Source organism: Peribacillus sp. P4_D6, from assembly GCF_056401795.1.
The window spans coordinates 1-19,859 of record NZ_JBFUIQ010000041.1 but is presented as its reverse complement, the minus strand read 5'-3'; the positions used below and the strand labels follow the sequence as shown (position 1 = coordinate 19,859).

Here is a 19,859-nt window from a genome sequence, read left to right as displayed (position 1 = left end):
GCCCGCGGAAAGCGAGTGCCCTACGTTCCAATCAACGTTCAAGTTGTTTATGTCTACAGGCTGAAGCCGCTCTTAATGACAGGCTTTTTTTTGCGTTTTATCGCCAAAGTCTATTTTATTTAATTCTTTTACTTCTTTCATTATATAAATTGATCAATTCTGCATTTTGCTCATTCATCTTTTTCACATTCTTGTTAATTGTTGCCAATTCCCAAAGTACAGCCAATCCAAAGATTAGCATTAGCGTTAGTAAATCCATTGTTGCCCTCCTATTGATGTTGTGTACCTTTAATTAAGTGTTTCTTCTCACTTGGATTCATTTTCTCAACCCGGAAAGGCAAGTTCTTTCTTTGAAAATAATTGTTTTGAATCAAAGCATATATCACTAAAAAAGTTCCGAGTAATTCGTAGGATGATAGTGATCCCCCTTGGATGAAAACGATGGCCAACGTGGTGATTGGAACTAAATTGATAAATAGGATTCCATTGATCGGCGTTAAAAGTTTAATGCCTAAATTCCAGCTTAAAAGGGCAATGGCACCAGGGAATATAATCATGAAAATCATCTCGCCATAAATGGATTGGATAACCTCTGCCGTAGGGACGGACAGGCCCATTGCCGTTGCGAGGAATGTTATGATGGCTGATACGGCTGTTCCTAAAATGCATGTTAAAGTCGAATAGCGAAGTGTTGACCATCCGTTAAAATGGTTGCCGCCCATCGTATAAATAACCCACCCTATAACCCCGATAAGAATGAAAACGATAGGGATGATGCTATCTTTCAATAAAAATATGAATGATAAGCTGCCATTGGTAATGACAAGAATGGCCCCTATCAAGGCAAGGAACATGCTGGCGATGGTATACTTCATGGGTCTGGCATTTTTGAAAACCCACAGAATTAAAATTGAAATCATGGGCATTAATGATTCCATGATAGAAGCAACAATCACCCCGTTATGCCCCAGTAAGTCTTGACCTGCGAAAATGAGAAAGTTGTAGACAGTGAACGCCATCGTCCCAAAAAACAATAATTTCTTTCCTTGCCCTTCCAGGCTAAAAGACTTCTTACCCTCTTTCATTAAAAGCAATATCCCTAAAATGACGCTAACAGCTAAATATCGCAAAAAAGCGAAATAAAAAGGATCAATATACATTAAGGCCCTTTCTGCAACTGGAAACATCGCTCCCCAAGAAATGCTGGCAGTCAAACATAAAAGTGCACCGATTAAAACTTGATTTTTTTTCATAAAAGCTTCCCCTCAAAAATAATGATTGATTTAATTCCTATACACACCTTATGATAAAGTCATTATCATGTAAAATGACTTAAAATGAATATAATCATCATTATTAATGATAGTTGAGAAAGGGGGGCACTTTTATGGAAATGAGGGATTTGCAAATATTCCAGTGCGTCGCTAAAAATGGCAGCGTAAGTAAGGCGGCTGTTGAGTTGAATTACGTCCAATCCAATGTAACGGCGAGGATTAAGCATTTAGAGCAGGAGTTACGGACGCCTTTATTCAATAGGCAAAAACGTGGCATGTCACTAACTGCGGAGGCCAGAAAGATGCTGGAGTATGTAAACAAAATTTTGCTTGATGTAGAAGAACTCAAGCAAGTATTCCTGGATAGTGAAACACCTACAGGGATATTGAACATCGGTACAGTTGAAACGGTCAGCGATCTTCCCAAGATTCTAGCCTCCTATCATAAACAGTATCCAAATGTCGATTTATCCATAAAGGCGGGGTTAACGGAAGACTTAATCAAAGATGTCATTGAACACAGGCTGGATGGCGCTTTTGTTACAGGACCGATCAAACATCCGCTCATTCAGCCTTACGATGTCTGTACAGAAAAACTTGTATTAGTTACAAGAAATGAAACATTTAACCTTGAAGAAATCATAACAGAACCATTTTTAGTATTCAGTCAGGGGTGTGGCTATCGCTCCAAACTGGAACAATGGCTGAGGGAAGAAGAGGTGATGCCCAAAAGGATCATGGAGTTCAATGTATTGGAAACGATCCTAACCAGCGTAACACTCGGCCTTGGCATAACCCTCGTACCACAATCGGCGGTAAATCACCTAACAGCCAATGAAAAAGTCCACGTGCATCCAATTCCGGAAGAATACCGCAATATCTCGACAGTCTTCATTCACCGTAAAGATGCTTATAGGACAAACTCCATGAAAAGCTTTCTGCACACGATTGAAGCTCATCATGAAGACCGGTTCAAGCAAAATCCAGAAACAGCTCCTGAGCTGATATGAAGGATAGGGAAGCAGTAAATCGCTTTACATGGAAGGATAGAGGATCGCTGAATGGGCTACGAAACTATTCATAAAAAAGTAAAACATAAAAAACATGGGGATACTGGGACAGCGATTTAGCATAGTAGGGTATTTATTATTGCTTCGGTTCCTTATGCTTGTCGTTTATTAATCATGTTACTTCTAGAAAGTATTTTGGGAATTATTTAGACAAAAAGCCGACGATTTCGTTGGCTTTTTGTCTGTAGGATCCTTTCAATTATCATACATTCAAGTAACCTTCTTAAACTAAACTGGTAGTTTAGCTACAGAAAAATTGTATTACTTTTCATCAATTGGGAAAAAATATAAATAAGAACAAGAAGGAGGGAACAGAGATGGAAGTAAATATGAGTGTTGAAGAAGTCGTGAATCAAATTTCCGACTTAGTAGAAAAAGAAGGGAAGCTACCTCGAAAGAAAGAGGTAAAGAAGTCAGATCCGGAGTTAATGAAGAATGCATTGTATTATTTTCCTAATTGGGATACTGCAGTAGAACATAGCATTGGATCTTAACCAAAACATATATTTTTCAATTAGTACATATAATGCAAGGGAAGTTATGAAGGCCGCCAATTGGCGGCCTTTTTGAACGTGCGATTCTTTACATTATCATACATTCAAGCACTCCTACTCAAACTATCTATTGAATAGTTTAGTTAAATAAAGATATAGACGCATCAAAGTGAATCAATCTCATTTTTTTTTTCGGAACGAGTGGAGTATCAATCTTTTTTAGTCGATAAAGTCTGATATTTCAATGAAGCGTAGTGTAACTTTTTTCCATATGGGACCGTATAATAATTTGTTAAAACACATGAAAAGAGGGTTCCAATGAAAAAGATATTGTTGATTTTGGCAGCCGTTTTTTTGGTGACAGGACTTAGTGCTTGTAAAGGAGGCCAGGAGGAAAATAAGGAATCTCCGCCAATTTCAGAAAAGCCAAATGATAATCCTAAGCAAATCGACGGGCAAGATGAAGATACTCCAGGTGAATCGGTCGATGATCCGGCAAAAGATCGGCCAAATACGAAAACGGATATGATCATATTGGAAGGTATGGAAGAATCACTCCAATTCACGCTTCATCATAGTCAGGCATTGGGATTCTCAACCTACATCGTGGATGACATGGTCGTTGAAGAGGCTAGTTCTGGTGAAGGAGATGCAATGATTGTTTTTGCGAATTTTGCAGGCAAGAGAAATGAAGATGCCAAAGTTCAGATATTTTCCAAAAGTGAGGGTATGAATGCGACAATAGAAGAACAAGCGGAGTTTGCGAGGGAAGTTGTGATAAGCAACGACTTTGAGATTAAACAGCGATCTGATAATTCGCCTAACCGATTTGATTGGTCTGAGGTGGAATTTGACATTAGTCAGAAGGGCAGTAATTATTCCATATTGGGTACAGTGTCGGTCTTTCAACATGGCGACCGCGTTTACTATGCGATCGTTCAATACCCGGAAGATTATGAAGAAGGCTTCATACCGCGGGTTGTAAAAATGTTTGATGATATCGTATGGTATGAAGCACCTTGATCAATGAGTATCCGGAATTGGGTACACCATTTGACAGATGATGGTCTTATATTTGTCCAAAAAGTGGGCATAAAAAGGAATCCTGTTGAACGGTAGGGAGCTAGTTTGTCTACAGTCTGAGAGCAGCTCTTTGGCTGCTCTTTTTTGTATGATAGGATTGTGTGCTTTATTCGATCAAGAAGGATAAATGATTGGGTTAGAGAATAATTAGTGATAGGGTTTCGAAAAACGAAATTGATAGAAAATAGGTGAAGCAGGTGGAGTTGGATACATTATATAAGACATATCGACCATTTCTTTTTTCCATCGCATACCGGATGCTCGGATCGGTTACCGATGCAGAAGATATCGTTCATGATTTATTCCTGCAGCTTAAGCTTGATACCGACGAAATTAAGGACATGAAAGCATATCTTGCGAAAATCACGACAAATCGCTGTCTGAATTTTTTAAGATCAGCCCGTAAGAGAAGAGAGGTTTACACAGGTCCTTGGCTGCCAGAACCTCGGGTAAACGAAACAGATCAGCCTCTAGATAAGGTCGTAACGGATGAAACGGTTGCATATGCCTTCCTCGTTTTGCTGGAACAGCTTTCACCTGTTGAAAGAGCGGTTTTCGTGCTTAGGGAAGCATTCACTTACAGCTATGAAGATATCGCCGAGATGCTGGAAAAGAATGAAGTGAACTGTAGAAAGATATACAGCCGGGCTAAGCGGAAATTACAGAATGATAGGCCAGTCCATCCGGAGGATACGAAACATGTCGATCTGTTGGCAAAAAAATTCATAAAAGCATCTGCGACAGGAAACTTTGAGGAGTTTTTAGATCTTCTTACAGAAGATGTTGTCCTTGTTACTGACGGCGGAGGTAAAGTGCTTTCTGCATTAAACCCAATTGTAACCAGACAGCGCGTATCCGCCTTTCTTAAAGGCGTTTCTGCTAAAGGAGGCTTCATAGGAGAACTTCTTCCGGTGATGGTCAATGGCCAGGAGGGAATTTTGCAAATGAAAGAAGGAAAGCCTACCAAAGTCATCTGCTTTGAATTAGATCCAAAACAAAAAAATATCCGCAAAATCTTCATTGTCACCAATCCCGATAAATTAAATCATATTCCTGTTATAGATTGAGGGATCTTTTTTTTGGATGTCACAAATCAAACCTCTATTTTGTCTTATAAGTGGAACCTAAAAAGATTTAATGGAGGAGATAGACATGGAACAACGGATTAACTACATGAAGACAAATCGTGAAGTGGTCAAATTAATGATGGGTTTGGAGGAGTACAAGAAAACAACGGAAATCGATAGCGCATTAATCGAATTGATAAAAATTCGCGCTTCCCAAATCAATGGCTGTGCGTACTGCTTGGATATGCATACAAAGGATGCCCGGGCAATGGGTGAAACGGAACAAAGAATTTACTGTTTGAGTGCTTGGCGTGAAACACCATTCTATTCTGATTCGGAAAGGGCAGCGCTGGAATTGACGGAAGCGGTCACGGCCATTTCTGCAAACGGTGTACCTGATGAACTGTATGAGAGGGTCCGCCTGCATTTTGATGAAAAACAATATATCGATCTCGTTACCATAATCATCACCATTAACGGCTGGAACCGATTGGCCATTTCAGCCCAAAACATACCAGGGCACTATAAGCCTGTAATGGAAAAATAATGTCGTTATTAAACCCTCTTGTATGGTTATAAGGGGGTAGAAAAAACAAAAAGCCACGTTTTTCATAAAACGTGGCTTTTAAATTATTTTTCTTTTTTATAAAAGCGTTCACCCGTATCAGGATTATAATATACCCTTGTTTTTTCTCCTGTCACGGGGTCTATATTTATTTCATCTGTCGATTGAAATCCATCAGGAACTTTTACACCGTGATTGCGTTTAAACCGTTTATCATAGATAAAGTAACCAAGTAAAATGCATAAGATAGCTATAATAATTTGTAATATATAGTACCCTATGATGAATTTCATTATATTTTCTCCACAATGACGGCAGTTCCATATGCAACGATTTCGCTCATATTCGTACCGATTTCCCCAGAATCATATCTCATCATTATAATTGCGTTTGCACCCATTTCATTGGCATTTTTTATCATACGGTCCATAGCTTCTTTTCTTGAATCTTCAAGCATCGCTGTATATTGCTTGATCTCTCCGCCTACCAGGGACTTTAACCCTGCCATGATATCGCCGCCAATCCCTCTGCTTCTTACAATTAGACCGAAGGCAGGCCCTTTTACCTCTACAATTTTGTATCCTTCAATTTTTTCTGTGGTAACTACCAACACATTAATCGCCTCCGACTTATTTACTTTATTATGAAATTTTCCTGAACTGAAAGCATAAACAAATGATCCAAGTTCACATGAAGTGAAACATTCCCTTTAGTTACTTTTTTATCAAGCGCAATAATCATTCCTTTAAATTTTAACATAATATAAACTTTATCCCCCTTAACAATGGATAACATATAGCCTTGCAAATCCTTATTTTTAATTTCATGGAAGGGGAAAGATATAACACTAAAATCCTTTCCGGAAATTTGATTTTGCTCGAGAAAAGGCAAAATTAGCTCAGGAGAATTTCTTATATTGGTCATCATATTTACGATAGGAGGTTCGATACTTAGTGTACCTGCGCTGCTTGTCAATTTGGCAAAGCAGGATGCCTGGATTTCCTATATAATAACTACTCTCGTCAGTTGTCCGATTCCTTTTAAAAACGACTCGGATAAAATGATTTCTTTCTATTGAAAAAGCCTTGGTATTTATAGGCTTTTTTTTTAGATTGAATCATATTCTAGCTTTTTCTCCGATATGGTCCCTCACTTTTTCCATGTTCTTGAAATCGTAAAAACAAAATTCGACAAGGATTTCATGGCTGGTGTAAGATGAATGAAAATGAAGAAATCGAGTTTGCCTCCCGTTTTTTTTATGGCTTGTACAATTTGCAGCGGATTTCCGCTACAGGCACTCGCTTTCCGCGGGCGGTCAGGGAGCCTCCTCGGCTTGCGCCTGCGGGGTCTCCCTAGACGCGCTTTTCCCGCAGGAGTCTCGCACCTTTCTCTCCAATCAACTTTGTTATAGCATTTATATAGAAACCATACCTGATGAGTTGAAGGTGTTAGTTTGGGAACTTCATTTAAAATCAATTAGTACTCTTGAACTTTTTGTAAGCCAGAAATGGGGTGAATGCTTTGGTTGATTTATTACCGTCGCTGTTTGAAAAAGTGGGGATCATCGTGATTGCTGCCTTCCTGCTTTCTTATATGAAACCCTTTCGGCAAATGATAGGCCATGAACATGAAATGTCGAAGAAAATCTTGTTTATCGCACTTTTTGGAACATTCGGGATCATAAGTAACTATACAGGAATTGAAATCGGAAATCCTGCCATGCCGGATGGTGATTGGCATGCTGAGATTGCTCCCGATAACGCGATTGCCAATACAAGAATTATGGGAGTGGCTATCGGCGGTCTGCTGGGAGGACCTTTTGTTGGGTTGGGAGTAGGTTTGATTGCGGGGCTTCACCGTTATTTTCTCGGGGGCTTTACGGCGGGGGCTTGTGCGATCGCTGCAATTTTGGCTGGGATTTTATCGGGTCTTTTGGGGAAAAGGCGGCGAAAGCACGGGACGATCACCCCTTGGTTTGCCCTGCCCATTTGCATGGCATTGGAAGCGATCCAAATGGGCATCATCCTGGTGACGGCCAAACCCTTTGAAAGGGCGTGGGAGCTCGTACAAGTAATCGGGATTCCCATGATCATCATCAATGGATTCGGGACTTTACTTTTCATGCTCATCATTCAGTCGATCACAAGGGACGAAGACCGGACTCGGGCCGTACAAACCAATCTTGCGTTCCTGATTGCGGATCAGACTTTGCCCTTTTTCCGGCAAGGCCTGAATCAAACTTCATGCAAGAGAATAGCCCAAATCATCTTGGGGCTGACTGAAGCCGATGCCGTGGCCATTACCAATGAACATAGCGTGCTTGCCCATGTTGGAGCTGCGTCAGATCACCATGTCCCTAAGGTGGGGATAGCGACAGGCTTAACGAAACAAGCCCTTGAGCAAGGGAAAATCATCGTGGCCAAAACAAAAAAGGACATTTATTGCTTTCATGATCAATGTCCATTGCAAGCGGCCGTAGTCCTGCCGTTGCAGGTCCAACAGAAAACGGTCGGGACTTTGAAGATGTATTTCAAGCATCCGGATAAATTAAGCCAAGTGGAACAAGAGTTAGCTGAAGGATTGGCCAAACTATTCTCCACTCAATTGGAACTGGCAAAAGCGGAAATGCAAACGAAATTATTGAAAGATGCTGAAATTAAGGCCTTGCAGGCACAGGTCCATCCTCATTTTTTATTCAATGCAATCAATACGATATCCGTTCTATGCCGGACGGATGTCGAGAAGGCAAGAAGTTTATTGCAGGAGCTCAGTGCCTTCTTTCGCTCTAATTTACAAGGGGCACGTCAAATACTGGTGCCGCTAGAAAAGGAATTAGAGCATGTTAACGCATATTTATCACTGGAGCAGGCGCGTTTTCCAGATAAATATCATATCGATTATCGCATTGAGCCAAGGCTTAAGGAAGTTCTCATCCCTCCATTCACATTGCAGCCACTTGTTGAGAATGCTGTACACCATGCATTTCCACATGTGAAAAACAAAGGTCAAATCATCATCCGCGCATACTTTAAAGACGATGCGATGCACATTGTTGTCGAGGATGACGGAAAAGGGATTCCGGGCGGGAGAATAGATGAATTGGGCAAGCATGCTGTGGAATCGGCTAAGGGAACAGGAACGGCCCTTCATAATATCAGTGAACGGCTGGAAGGGATCTATAAAGGTCAGGCCAGCCTCTCGATCGAAAGTGAAGCGGGACACGGAACCAAAGTGAACATATCAATACCACTCAACGAGAAAGGAGTATGGCAACGATGATGAAAGCATTTATCGTAGAGGATGAACCACTGGCTAGAGATGAATTGAAATATCTATTGAAGAGAAGCAGGCAAGTTGAGGTCGTGGGTGAAGCCGAGGGGATAGAAGATGCCATGAGGGATATCTCCCGCCTTAAACCTGAACTTGTCTTTTTGGACATTGAGCTTGCAGATGGCAATGGTTTGCAGTTGGCTAAGCAATTGGCGGAACTTGACCCCGCACCTTCGCTCATTTTTGCGACCGCTTATGATGAGTTTGCCCTCCAAGCCTTCGAGTTATATGCATTTGATTATTTATTGAAGCCCTTTAATGAAAAAAGGATACGTCAAACATTGGATAAGCTCATGAAGCAGCGTCAAATCGGGAAAGACGAATCCGGAACAGCAGCTCCCGCCAGCCGAATGGCGGTGGAACAGACAGGTAAATTGGCTGTAGAAATAGATGATCGGATCGTTTTGATCGACCGGGATCATATTTTGTTCATAGGTCTCGTGGAAGGAAAGACGGTCATTAAAACCGGGAAAAATGAATATAAAATCGGCGACCCTCTCATCGTGCTTGAAAAGAAGCTCGATAAGCACTCATTTTTACGGGTGCATCGCAGTTTTATCGTGAATGTCATCCATATATCCGAAATACAGCCTTGGTTCAACTCGACTTACAATCTCATAATGAGTGACGGATCAAACATCCCGGTAAGCCGGACGTATGTGAAGGAGCTAAAGCAGCTGATCGGTTTTTAAAAATTTTCATAATTCTGCATTTTAGCTTCGTCATAATGCAGTCCATCCCTCGATATCTGCATTATAACTTGAAAACCCATTGAATTCGCTTTCATTGTGATATCATTTTTTTACGATGTAAGTAATAGAGGGGGTTCAAATATGAATGCGGTTACAATTGTCATAGGCTCCATTTGTATATTAATGATTGCCTACCGTTTATACGGGACATTCATAGCACTCAAAGTATTAAAACTTGATGATTCCAAGCCGACTCCGGCCCATAAATTAGAAGATGGAAAAGATTATGTTCCAACAAATAAATGGGTGGCATTCGGCCACCATTTTGCAGCCATTGCAGCGGCTGGTCCTTTGGTGGGACCGATCCTTGCTGCACAATTCGGGTATTTGCCAAGTTTATTATGGCTTCTGATCGGGGCTGTAATCGGGGGAGCCGTCCATGATGCCGTCGTGCTTTTCGCGTCGATGCGTAAAGACGGCAAATCCCTTTCGGAAGTTGCGAAAGAAGAACTTGGACCTGTAGCAGGCTTCTGTACAGGACTCGCGATGCTTTTTATCATCACGATCACGATGGCAGGACTTTCAATGGTCGTTCTGCATGCTCTGGAAAACAATCCATGGGGGACGTTCGCTGTCGGGATCACCATTCCGATCGCCATGGGTGTAGGGCTTTACCATAAAAAAACCGGCAACCTGAAAGGGGCGACCATCGTCGGGTTCGGGCTCATCATGGCCGCAATTTTACTTGGGCCGAACATTCAAGGAACGGCACTTGGCGACTTATTGACACTTGAGGCGAGCACACTTGCCATCATTTTGCCGATCTATGCTTTCTTCGCTGCCGCCTTGCCTGTTTGGCTGCTGCTGGCACCTCGTGATTACCTGAGTACATTTATGAAAATCGGTGTATTTGCCGCATTGATTATCGGCGTTTTCGTAGTGAATCCAGAAATCCAGTTTCCTGCGTTTACCGAATTCATTAATGGCGGGGGCCCGATTGTAGCCGGTCCTGTTTGGCCATTCATTTCAATCACCATCGCCTGTGGCGCGATTTCAGGATTCCATGCATTTGTCGGATCAGGCACAACTCCAAAAATGTTAAACCGATGGAGTGATATCAAATCCGTTGGTTTCGGAGCGATGCTTGTGGAATGTGTCGTTGCCATCATGGCATTGATTGCTGCGGTTTCACTGCAGCCAGGAGATTATTTTGCGATTAACTCCACACCTGAAGTATTTCGAACATTAGGTATGGAAACCGTACACCTTGACGAACTTAGTGAAGAAATCGGCATTAATCTGGAGGGACGGACAGGCGGGGCAGTTACACTTGCTGTCGGCATGACCTATATTTTCACCGAAATACCCTTCTTTGACAAATTGGCTTCGTTTTTCTTCCAATTCGTCATCATGTTCGAGGCGGTGTTCATATTGACTGCCATCGATTCAGGGACACGTGTTGCCCGTTACTTAATCCAGGACTTCTTCGGTGAGTTTTATAAACCATTAAAACGAGTCGACTGGCTGCCGGGAAACATCTTTGCCAGCGCGTTAGCCTGCTTTATCTGGGGATACCTGCTTTACTCTGGGGACATTAGTTCGATCTGGGCACTCTTTGGCGTATCCAACCAGCTCATGGCCTCGATTGGACTCATCATCGGTGCGACCGTCGTATTGAAAATTGCAGACAAACGCTGGTATATGTGGACATGCCTCGTACCCCTTGCCTACTTATATGTAACAGTCAATGTAGCAGGGTACTGGATGGTGAAAAACGTATACCTGAACCCAGACTCTGCAGGATTCAGCATCTTGAACGGAATACTATCGATCACCATGTTAATCCTGGGCTTGATCATCCTGGTTGCAGCCTTGAAAAAATGGCGGGAACTTTGGAAAATCCCTCAAGCAGAACTATTGAAAAGATCCGCATGAGCATATAAAAAATCCGGGCGGGAAACTGCCCGGATTTTTGTTCGTTATGATGCCCGCAATTAAAACTAATAGACCAAAACCTGAAAAAGGAAAGTATCAATAACCCCAACTTTGTTAATGATAGCAAATGAGGAGGTGTGATAAGATGGCAAAAGATGTTCTATGTGAAGTGAATAATTGTAAATATTGGGATTCTGGAAACAAATGCAGTGCAGATGCTATTTATGTTGTCAGCCATAAAGGGAACCAAGCATCAAATAGCAAAGAAACGGATTGCAAAACATTTGATCCAGAAATTTAAAACATCGGGGGTAACCATCAACTGGTTACCCTCTTTCATTTTATTATTGATAATAAAAATCATTTTCATTCAAGAATATAGAAATTCATTTTATTTTTCTTCATGAAAAGGATATTTGGGTGACAATATCGTGAGTTTGATCGATAAATTTGAAAGTTTGGTCGATATAATTGAAAGTTTGATCGATATCCATGAGAATACGTGCGATAACCCCGTGAATTCGCCGTTTACTCGTGAATTTAAGCAGTTTACTCGTGAATTTGGTCAGTTTACTCGTGAGTTTGGGCCGTTTACTCGTGAGTTTGAGCAGTTTACTCGTGAGTTTGAGCAGTTTACTCGTGAGTTTGAGTAGTTTACTCGTGAGTTTGAGCCGTTTACTCGTGAGTTTGAGCCGTTTACTCGTGAGTTTGAGCCGTTTACTCGTGAATTTAGGCAGTTTACTCGTGAATTTGCACTATTTACTCGTGAGTTTGATTGATTACTTTTGAAAGGGTCAGCCCGTCACCGATTGGGATTAGCATGGATTCCAGTTGAGGGTGTTTGGCCACGGTTTCATTGAATGCCTTCATAAAGGCAGTGTGACGTTTAGGTTCAGCATCCGGATCTGCGACACTGCCCCTTGCAAGTACGTTATCCATGACGATTAAAGCGCCTGGCTCTGCCAGTTTAATGCAATATTGCAGGTAATTTTCATAATTGTCCTTATCAGCATCTATAAAGAAGAAATCAAATTTCTTGTTATTACGAGCGAGTTTTTCAAGGCTTAGCAGGGCTTCTCCGGTCATATAGGATACTTGATCGCCAAAGCCAGCTTTGGATAGATTGCGATAAGCTAACTTTGCGTATTCCTCCTGTAACTCAAGGGAGGTTAATTTACCTTCGCTGCCGAATCCCCTGGCAAGGCAAATCCCGCTATAGCCTCCAAGAGCGCCTATTTCCAACACATTTTTAGCTCCTGAAATGGATATAAGCATGGTAAGAAGTTTTCCAGATGAGGGAGATACCGATATGGACGGCATTCCGTTTTCTTGTATGGACGCAATGACTTCTTCCAAAAGATCATCTTTAGTATAAAATAATGAATCGATATAACTGTTAATTTGTTTCATTCATTTCCATTCCTTTCTCATTGGAAGTTTCCTTTTCTTCACTGCCCTTTTCGGCTGCTTCTTCATTTTCTTGTATTTCGAATAATTGAATGAATTCGTTGATTAACATATCAATCGCTTTTAATTCACCGACTAAGATTTTATGTAGTCGTTAGTTTAGCATAGATGATAAAGAACAGTGTTAATTCGGCTATTATCACAATATTTGGTACCCCGACAAACAAATTAAAAATAAAAAAGACGGCTAAAATCCCTAAAAATAACCCTAAATGATATATTTGCAACCGCTGGTGCTTATATCTATATTGGTGGAAAACAAACGTTGCTGACATGAAATAGAGCAATACGGAACCAAAAACAAAATAGAGGATAAATGAATAATGGACCTCCTGTAAAAACAATAACCTGATGGCTGCTGCAATCATGCTTATAGACATTAAAATAAACAGGTGACCGTAAATGATGATTTGGCCGGAAGATTGTACAGACTTGTCTACTTTCTTGTCCATATTATCGAAATATTGCCACCACATGGCTATTATCAGGGCAAATGAAATGATGGAAAAGGCAATCGAATCCCAATTTCCTTGTTTAGGTTGAATGACCGCAAGCGTGCTGACAAGAGCTTCCCCAAAGAGAATGATGGTAAATAGGCCAAAGCGCTCCAACAGGTGGGCCGTATTTGTAGGAACCTTTTCCAAGCACTTTCTTCCAAGAATCGGGACAATGATATCGACCAGGATGCCCAAATACAACACAGCATACCGAAGCCAAGAATCAAAAAGGACGGAGAATAATGAAATGGCGATTCCAATCCAGAAATACCTTCCCAAAAAGAGTGCTGCCTTTTTTCGAAATCCCTCTTCTATCCGCTGTACAACGAGATATTGGATAGCAGTAACGGCTCTTAAACCAATATACCCAATTAAAAAAGAAAGGTAATAAGGATCAAAATCTGCAGATAAGCTTGATGTCATGATCAGGACAAAAAACATTTGCAATATCAAAAATAGCCGTTGATGAAATACATCCTTTCCAAACCGGTTAATAAATATGGTTTGTCCTACCCAAGCCCACCAGATAGGAATAAAAATCAGCACGAACTTTAATAAATACTCTGGATGGATATATCCATCTTCAACATGCAGTAAAACATGAGTTGCGCCCGCAACGGCCGCCACAAATAACAAATCATAAAAGAGCTCTAACCATGTAACTTTCTTTTCATCCATTTCTGCACTCCTCCCAACGCCTTATAGGTTATAGTATGTTGGAAACATTCAGAAAATGGAAGGGGTCCAATATAACATTGGGGTAAGATATGAAGTTTTTTAAACCCAATATTAAGTTAAGCCAAATTTAGTACATACAAGCGTGTAATTAGGAATAACGTCGCTTTTTTACTTTTGGTATATTGTGGTACCTCATGAGACAAACAGGGAGGGAAGTAGATGACCAGAACCATCGGCCTTATTTGCGGCAGTTTACGGGAAAAGCCTTATAATCGAATCATTGCTCAAATATTGATAGATATGGTTGATTCGCATCATTTAAATCCGCCATCCAGGACGTCGACGGTATCATTATCGTAAGTCCTGAGTACAATTCTGGAATGCCAGACGTATTAAAAAATGCATTGGACTAGGCATCAAAACCTCGTGAGTCCCGTTCTTCCCAAAAAACCAGTTGGCCTTGGCAGACAGTCGGCGGAAAGGGAGCGGATTTCTGAAATCAAGCTACTTCTTCTTGAGGTTTTGTAAAGTTTGAACGTTGATTTCCCTTCCATTTTGATTAGATGAAGCTAAGTTTAGCCCTTTAAAACGCCTCATTCCACCCCCTCAACTTTCATCCCCGAATCCCCTGTATACCTTGTCCTCACTTGCCTCCAAACTGAATATGTACAAACCTTCCAAATATAGCCTGAATTGAAAACTGATTACATGCAGTATTGTGCACAAATGTTTAAAGAGTATATTATTGTGCAGTACCCATGACAACATTCGGACTGAGAAACGCTACATTTTTAATAAGAAGTGAGATATCGTAGAAGCAGGGAGAGGGATTGAGAATGTTTTTAGATGAAAGAAGCGCCAATTTACTAAAACTATTACAGCATTCGCCCATTTCAAAAATGAAAGAACTTGAAGCCCAAACAGGTCTGACGAGAAGGCAGATTCAATATGGATTGAGCAAAGCGAATGACTGGCTCCAATTTCATGGATATCAACCGATTCAATATAATCGTGAAATGGGCTACTCCTTTTCTGAAACAATCAGGGATGAAGAATTGAATGTAAAACTGACAAAACGCAATTATATATTTTCAGAGACAGATAGGGAAAAGGTTTTTTACCTCATGATCCTGTTAAGCCAAGAAGAATTATCCGTCTATCATTTCCAGACGATCACCGGGGTTTCGCGAAATACGGTGCTGAAGGATTTAAAAAGACTTAAAGAGAAAAACAGGGACATATCGCTCAAGATCCAGTATTCCAAACAAGATGGCTAYGTGGTGATTGGGGACAGCCGAACAAAGAGATATATCATTGAACGTCTCGTGCATGATGTACTGAACAGTCCCAATAGTGAATGGATCATGGAGTGCATATGGGGAAATCATGAAAAGCAAATCGGCTCGATCCGGTTGCAGCTTGAAAGGGCTGAACGTAAATTGGGCATCACCTTTACGGATGAACGGCTTCATGAACTGAGCTATTTATTTCTATGTACAGATCAGCTCATAGGAAAAGGGGAAGAGTTACAGGCCGACCAGAGCTGGGCGCCGTTTGTTGCGACGGAAGAATACAAACTGGTCGAGGAGATGACCGGGACGGATGCCTTTCAATCAGTATGGAGCGAAACGGAAAACTTATATGCAGCCTTACATTTATTGAGCATGAATCGAACGAAGGATATTTCCCCTCTTAAGGATGATGAAGTCATTCAACACCTTTTGCAGGAAATCGTGGAAGAGTTCGAGAGGCTGGCATTTGTTCACCTGAAAGACAAAGAGCAGCTATGCCAGCAATTATACGTTCATTTTAAACCGGCATATTATCGCCTGCGGTATGGTCTCCCGCAAATGAATCCGATGACGGGACGGGTGCAGAAGGTCTATCCCGAACTGCATCATTTGACAAAAAAATCCCTGTGGGTGTTGGAGAAAGAGGTTGGCTGTCCAGTATCGGAAGAAGAAGTGGCCTATTTCACGATTTATTTTGGCGGATGGCTGCGCAGGCAAGGCACAACATTGGATGATCGAAAACGGGCGATTGTCGTATGCCCGAATGGTATCGGCATCAGCAATATCCTCATTTATACATTGAGGGAGTTATTTCCTGATATTTTGTTCCTGGATGTTTTGTCCGTTAGAAATGCGGCTGAATACCCGCTGTCATATGATCTTGTTTTCTCGACGGTGCATATGAGAACAAAAGCGGCATTATTCGTTGTACCGCCGATTTTGGAAATGCAGGACAAACATACATTGCGCCAGCAGGTCATGCAGGAATTGTATGGATATACGACGGAAAGTGTGGATGTTGCAGCTTTATTAAAGATCATTTCCAAGTATGCAACCATCCATGAACAGGATCAGCTTGAAAAGGCTTTGAAGTCGAATGTGTATACCCATACACCAAAAATAACCCAATTTTCTTTAAAGGAGGCAGAGAAGCCCGTGTTAGAAGAACTGCTCAATATGCAAACGATCCAATTACAGCAGCAAGTTTCCGATTGGAAAGAAGCGATTCAAGTCGCGGCTAAGCCTCTCGTGGACTTAGGTACCGTCGAAGAACGATATGTGGATGCCATGATCGAGGCCATAGAAACGAATGGACCATATGTAGTGATAACGCCTGGAGTGGCGATTCCCCATGCACGCCCGGAGCAGGGGGTCAGGTCTTTATCCATGAGTTTGCTGAAATTGGACGAAGCCGTGGACTTTGCTCCGGATAAACCGGTTCGCCTGATTATCATTTTGGCGGCCGTAGATAACGATTCGCATCTGCGGGCATTGATCCAGCTCACTCAATTATTGAATGATCCGGCCAATATAGAAGAAATAGTAAGCACTTCAGATAAATCGGTCCTTATGGAGTACGTTCATAAATATTCGAAGGAGGAAGCGGAATGAAAATCATGGTAGTATGCGGAAACGGATTGGGAAGCAGCTTCATCATGGAGATGAATGTGAAGAAAGCATTGACGGAAATGGGGAAGACGGCCGAGGTGGATCATACGGATCTGGCATCCGCAAAAACGGTTCAAGCTGACATTTTCCTGGGGGCAGCGGATATTGTCGGCCAGCTGGATGATGGAACCCGGACGATCGTCACACTGGAGAACATGATGAGCATCCCTGAAATCAAATCTAAATTGGAAATGCATGTAGGATAAAAAAAGGAGAGATTGATATGAAGAAAATCATGGTAGTATGCGGAAATGGATTGGGAAGCAGCTTCATCATGGAGATGAATGTGAAGAAAGCATTGACGGAAATGGGGAAGACAGCCGAGGTGGACCATACGGATCTGGCATCCGCAAAAACGGTTCAGGCTGATATTTTCCTGGGAGCGGCGGATATTGTCGGTCAGCTGGATGATGGAACCCGGACGATCGTCACACTGGAAAACATGATGAGCATTCCTGAAATCACATCGAAATTAACTTCACATCTATAAGAAGAAAACATAAAGAAGAGGGGGAGAGGCAATGCTGGAACTTATCATGAATGACATCTTGGGTACACCTTCCATACTTGTGGGGCTGTTTGCCCTCATTGGACTGCTGTTACAGCGGAAATCCAGTGCGGATGTCGTATCCGGAACGCTAAAAACCGTCATGGGCTTCATTATCATTGGAGCGGGAGCGGCAGTGCTCATTGGCGCCCTTGATATATTCAGTAAAATGTTCGATMATGCATTCAACGTACAAGGCGTCATACCGAATAACGAAGCCATTGTCGCAGCCGCCCAAAGTGATTTTGGGACTTCGACTGCACTTATCATGGTATTTGGGATGGTTGTCAATGTTTTGCTTGCTCGTTTCACGCCATTTAAATATATATTTTTAACGGGACACCATACCTTATTCATGGCTTGTTTACTTGCAGTCACCCTATCCGTCGGCGGGCTCAGCGGATTTCCGCTTATCTTGGTCGGCTCCATTCTATTAGGAGTATGCATGGTGTTGTTCCCAGCCCTCCTTCAGCCATACGTACGGAAGATTACCGGCAGCGATGATTTTGCCATCGGCCATTTCGGTACTATCGGATATTTCGTATCCGCGAATGTGGGAAAATGGTTTGGAAATAAGGAAAAAACGACAGAGCAAATCAAGGTTCCCAAGTCTTTAGGATTCCTGAGGGACACATCGGTCGCTGTATCGCTTACGATGACGATGTTCTTCGTGATCGTCGCATTGTTTGCCGGGCAGAACTATATTGAAACGGAATTATCCGGCGGTTCGAACTTCATCGTATTCTCTTTCATCCAGGCGATAACATTTGCTGCGGGAGTCTACATCATCCTTGCAGGAGTACGGATGTTAATTGCTGAAATCGTCCCTGCATTCAAAGGGATTGCCGATAAAGTGGCGCCGAATACAAAACCTGCATTGGACTGTCCGACCATCTTTCCATTCGCTCCAAATGCAGTGATCATCGGGTTTCTATTCAGTTTCCTGGCTGGACTACTATCCATGTTCCTCCTTCCGGCACTTGGATTGAAAGTAATCGTTCCTGGGCTCGTACCGCATTTCTTCACCGGAGCTGCAGCAGGTGTTTTCGGAAATGCCACGGGAGGCAGACGCGGAGCGATGCTTGGATCGTTTGCCAACGGACTCATCATCAGTTTCCTGCCGGCAATACTCCTGGTCTTATTGGGGGATGTAGGGTTTGAAGGCACCACATTTGGTGATTCGGACTTCGGTGTGGTAGGTCTCTTGATCCTGAGTGTCATGAAACTTTTAGGATTATCCTAAACTGTTATACTGATAAGGTACAGAAATAAAAATATATGAATGAAACCAACAGCCTAAGATCTTATAGATAATGGGCTGTTGGCATTTTATCATCATTCTGATTTTTGAGGTGATTGGCATGGCCAACAAGGCAATTGTGCTCGATTTGGATGGCACGACATTGAACGAAAGAAATACTGTGAATGAGACGCTGGAACAATACATAGGCGTACTTAGGGAAAGCGGTAAGCTGATTTTCATTGCAACAGGAAGAACGCTGGAAGAGGTGAGGGACGTTTTGCCGGCCGGCATGGAGGCCGATGGAATGGTGACCGCCAATGGAATGTCCGTATTCATCGGAAAAGAACAGATTGTCGAGCACGCCCTGTCGACGGAACTTGTCGAAGAATTGGTCGCCAAAGCAGGAGCGGAAGAGATTTTTTACGAAGTTCATCCGAACGAAGGAACACGGATGGCATTACTTAAAGATAAAGACTATATGGTTAAACAAGGTTTGATACCAAAACCTGGGACAGTCGATGAAAATGAATGGCTATCAAGACAGGATGCAGTCGAAGACAAAATAAGATGGTCAGAACAACTGGATATAAAGAGCGTCGCCAAAATCTACTTTTTCAGCAATGAAATGAATACGATTCGAAAATGGAAAGCGGAGTTGGGGAAAATCAAGCAGTTCAATGCCTTTACCACAGCTTCCTCCACCCATCATAATGTAGAAGTGACCGTGGAAGGCATCACAAAAGCAACAGGCGTTCAACTGCTGCTGAAACATTTTCAGCTAGCACCCGAAGAGATCCTGGCAGTAGGCGATGGCGAAAATGACCTCCCGCTATTTAAACTCGCCGGACATTGCGTTGCCATGAAAAACGCCACTGACCTTGTCAAAGAACAAGCCGATGAAGTGACGGAGTATTCATATCGAGAAGATGGACTGTATCGCTTTTTAAAGGCAAAGTT

24 protein-coding genes and 1 pseudogene are annotated in these 19,859 nt (G+C 42.1%); 17 read left to right on the top strand and 8 right to left on the bottom strand.

The window, feature by feature from the left end:
* Positions 1-115 precede the first annotated feature (115 nt).
* Both AC1DVB_RS14315 and AC1DVB_RS14310 read right to left on the bottom strand, forming a co-directional pair.
* The gene (locus AC1DVB_RS14315; protein ID WP_214805985.1) at positions 116-259 is read right to left on the bottom strand and encodes a YrzO family protein; all 144 of its coding nucleotides are present in this window, start codon (positions 257-259) and stop codon (positions 116-118) included.
* 10 nt (positions 260-269) lie between these two features.
* Positions 270-1,253: a DMT family transporter gene (locus AC1DVB_RS14310; protein ID WP_477589692.1), complete on the bottom strand. Its 984-nt coding sequence runs from the start codon at positions 1,251-1,253 to the stop codon at positions 270-272.
* 134 nt (positions 1,254-1,387) lie between these two features.
* Here AC1DVB_RS14310 and AC1DVB_RS14305 point away from each other — a divergent pair, with 134 nt between their 5' ends.
* From AC1DVB_RS14305 to AC1DVB_RS14285, 5 genes are all read left to right on the top strand, one after another.
* Entirely contained in the window at positions 1,388-2,284 is an 897-nt protein-coding gene (locus AC1DVB_RS14305) for a LysR family transcriptional regulator (RefSeq protein WP_239859175.1), read from the top strand.
* A 377-nt stretch (positions 2,285-2,661) separates the two neighbouring features.
* Positions 2,662-2,838, top strand: coding sequence for a hypothetical protein (locus AC1DVB_RS14300; protein WP_164468801.1), 177 nt, complete (start codon positions 2,662-2,664; stop codon positions 2,836-2,838).
* A gap of 318 nt (positions 2,839-3,156) precedes the next feature.
* Positions 3,157-3,861 carry an LptM family lipoprotein gene (locus AC1DVB_RS14295; RefSeq protein ID WP_239859173.1) on the top strand — a complete coding sequence of 235 codons (705 nt, stop codon included), beginning with the start codon at positions 3,157-3,159 and terminating at the stop codon, positions 3,859-3,861.
* A 257-nt stretch (positions 3,862-4,118) separates the two neighbouring features.
* The gene (locus AC1DVB_RS14290; RefSeq protein WP_230135771.1) at positions 4,119-4,988 is read left to right on the top strand and encodes an RNA polymerase sigma-70 factor; all 870 of its coding nucleotides are present in this window, start codon (positions 4,119-4,121) and stop codon (positions 4,986-4,988) included.
* 85 nt (positions 4,989-5,073) lie between these two features.
* Positions 5,074-5,535 (top strand): carboxymuconolactone decarboxylase family protein, encoded by a 462-nt coding sequence (locus AC1DVB_RS14285; RefSeq protein ID WP_054399644.1) that lies wholly within the window; start codon positions 5,074-5,076, stop codon positions 5,533-5,535.
* 83 nt (positions 5,536-5,618) lie between these two features.
* On the opposite strand, the gene AC1DVB_RS14280 is transcribed toward AC1DVB_RS14285, so the two are convergent.
* Genes AC1DVB_RS14280 through AC1DVB_RS14270 form a run of 3 tightly spaced genes read right to left on the bottom strand, consistent with a single transcriptional unit; the run spans position 5,619 to position 6,528 of the window.
* The gene (locus AC1DVB_RS14280; protein ID WP_053536275.1) at positions 5,619-5,846 is read right to left on the bottom strand and encodes a hypothetical protein; all 228 of its coding nucleotides are present in this window, start codon (positions 5,844-5,846) and stop codon (positions 5,619-5,621) included.
* Positions 5,846-6,166 (bottom strand): YbjQ family protein, encoded by a 321-nt coding sequence (locus tag AC1DVB_RS14275; RefSeq protein ID WP_034304199.1) that lies wholly within the window; start codon positions 6,164-6,166, stop codon positions 5,846-5,848. Before AC1DVB_RS14275 ends, AC1DVB_RS14280 begins: the two co-directional genes overlap by 1 nt.
* Before the next feature lie 20 nt (positions 6,167-6,186).
* Positions 6,187-6,528, bottom strand: a complete 342-nt coding sequence (locus AC1DVB_RS14270) for a hypothetical protein (RefSeq protein WP_477589705.1) — start codon at positions 6,526-6,528, stop codon at positions 6,187-6,189.
* Here AC1DVB_RS14270 and AC1DVB_RS14265 point away from each other — a divergent pair.
* From AC1DVB_RS14265 to AC1DVB_RS14240, 6 genes are all read left to right on the top strand, one after another.
* Positions 6,470-6,631, top strand: coding sequence for a hypothetical protein (locus AC1DVB_RS14265; protein WP_477589688.1), 162 nt, complete (start codon positions 6,470-6,472; stop codon positions 6,629-6,631). The two genes, AC1DVB_RS14270 and AC1DVB_RS14265, sit on opposite strands and share 59 nt — an antisense overlap.
* Before the next feature lie 443 nt (positions 6,632-7,074).
* The gene (locus AC1DVB_RS14260) at positions 7,075-8,832 is read left to right on the top strand and encodes a LytS/YhcK type 5TM receptor domain-containing protein (RefSeq protein ID WP_477589686.1); all 1,758 of its coding nucleotides are present in this window, start codon (positions 7,075-7,077) and stop codon (positions 8,830-8,832) included.
* Positions 8,829-9,575 (top strand): LytR/AlgR family response regulator transcription factor, encoded by a 747-nt coding sequence (locus AC1DVB_RS14255; protein ID WP_239859158.1) that lies wholly within the window; start codon positions 8,829-8,831, stop codon positions 9,573-9,575. Before AC1DVB_RS14260 ends, AC1DVB_RS14255 begins: the two co-directional genes overlap by 4 nt.
* 141 nt (positions 9,576-9,716) lie before the next feature.
* Positions 9,717-11,510 carry a carbon starvation CstA family protein gene (cstA, locus tag AC1DVB_RS14250; protein ID WP_239859156.1) on the top strand — a complete coding sequence of 598 codons (1,794 nt, stop codon included), beginning with the start codon at positions 9,717-9,719 and terminating at the stop codon, positions 11,508-11,510.
* 145 nt (positions 11,511-11,655) lie between these two features.
* Positions 11,656-11,811 (top strand): DUF1540 domain-containing protein, encoded by a 156-nt coding sequence (locus AC1DVB_RS14245; RefSeq protein WP_065310844.1) that lies wholly within the window; start codon positions 11,656-11,658, stop codon positions 11,809-11,811.
* Between the two features lie 130 nt (positions 11,812-11,941).
* Entirely contained in the window at positions 11,942-12,163 is a 222-nt protein-coding gene (locus tag AC1DVB_RS14240) for a hypothetical protein (RefSeq protein WP_477589682.1), read from the top strand.
* Between the two features lie 106 nt (positions 12,164-12,269).
* Here the strand turns inward: AC1DVB_RS14240 and AC1DVB_RS14235 are convergent, their stop codons facing one another.
* The 3 genes from AC1DVB_RS14235 to AC1DVB_RS14225 are packed head-to-tail and all read right to left on the bottom strand — an operon-like array spanning position 12,270 to position 14,152.
* Entirely contained in the window at positions 12,270-12,920 is a 651-nt protein-coding gene (locus tag AC1DVB_RS14235; RefSeq protein ID WP_239859146.1) for an O-methyltransferase, read from the bottom strand.
* The gene (locus tag AC1DVB_RS14230; protein WP_264639418.1) at positions 12,907-13,029 is read right to left on the bottom strand and encodes a hypothetical protein; all 123 of its coding nucleotides are present in this window, start codon (positions 13,027-13,029) and stop codon (positions 12,907-12,909) included. Before AC1DVB_RS14230 ends, AC1DVB_RS14235 begins: the two co-directional genes overlap by 14 nt.
* Positions 13,030-13,060: 31 nt before the next feature.
* Positions 13,061-14,152, bottom strand: a complete 1,092-nt coding sequence (locus AC1DVB_RS14225; RefSeq protein WP_214805947.1) for a low temperature requirement protein A — start codon at positions 14,150-14,152, stop codon at positions 13,061-13,063.
* A 219-nt stretch (positions 14,153-14,371) separates the two neighbouring features.
* On the opposite strand from AC1DVB_RS14225, the pseudogene AC1DVB_RS14220 reads away from it, so the two are divergent.
* The 6 genes and pseudogenes from AC1DVB_RS14220 to AC1DVB_RS14195 form a co-directional block, all read left to right on the top strand.
* Positions 14,372-14,562, top strand: a pseudogene (locus tag AC1DVB_RS14220) (NADPH-dependent FMN reductase); the annotation flags it as partial.
* A 426-nt stretch (positions 14,563-14,988) separates the two neighbouring features.
* Entirely contained in the window at positions 14,989-17,055 is a 2,067-nt protein-coding gene (locus AC1DVB_RS14215; RefSeq protein ID WP_328118507.1) for a BglG family transcription antiterminator, read from the top strand.
* Positions 17,052-17,318 (top strand): PTS sugar transporter subunit IIB, encoded by a 267-nt coding sequence (locus AC1DVB_RS14210; RefSeq protein WP_048883162.1) that lies wholly within the window; start codon positions 17,052-17,054, stop codon positions 17,316-17,318. Before AC1DVB_RS14215 ends, AC1DVB_RS14210 begins: the two co-directional genes overlap by 4 nt.
* A 17-nt stretch (positions 17,319-17,335) precedes the next feature.
* On the top strand, positions 17,336-17,602 hold the full coding sequence (locus AC1DVB_RS14205; RefSeq protein WP_053536259.1) for a PTS sugar transporter subunit IIB: 267 nt from the start codon (positions 17,336-17,338) through the stop codon (positions 17,600-17,602).
* Positions 17,603-17,633: 31 nt separating this feature from the next.
* On the top strand, positions 17,634-18,902 hold the full coding sequence (locus AC1DVB_RS14200; protein WP_477589678.1) for a PTS ascorbate transporter subunit IIC: 1,269 nt from the start codon (positions 17,634-17,636) through the stop codon (positions 18,900-18,902).
* 118 nt (positions 18,903-19,020) lie between these two features.
* Positions 19,021-19,859: HAD family hydrolase (locus tag AC1DVB_RS14195; protein WP_477589676.1), on the top strand; the 839-nt coding region annotated here is incomplete at its 3' end.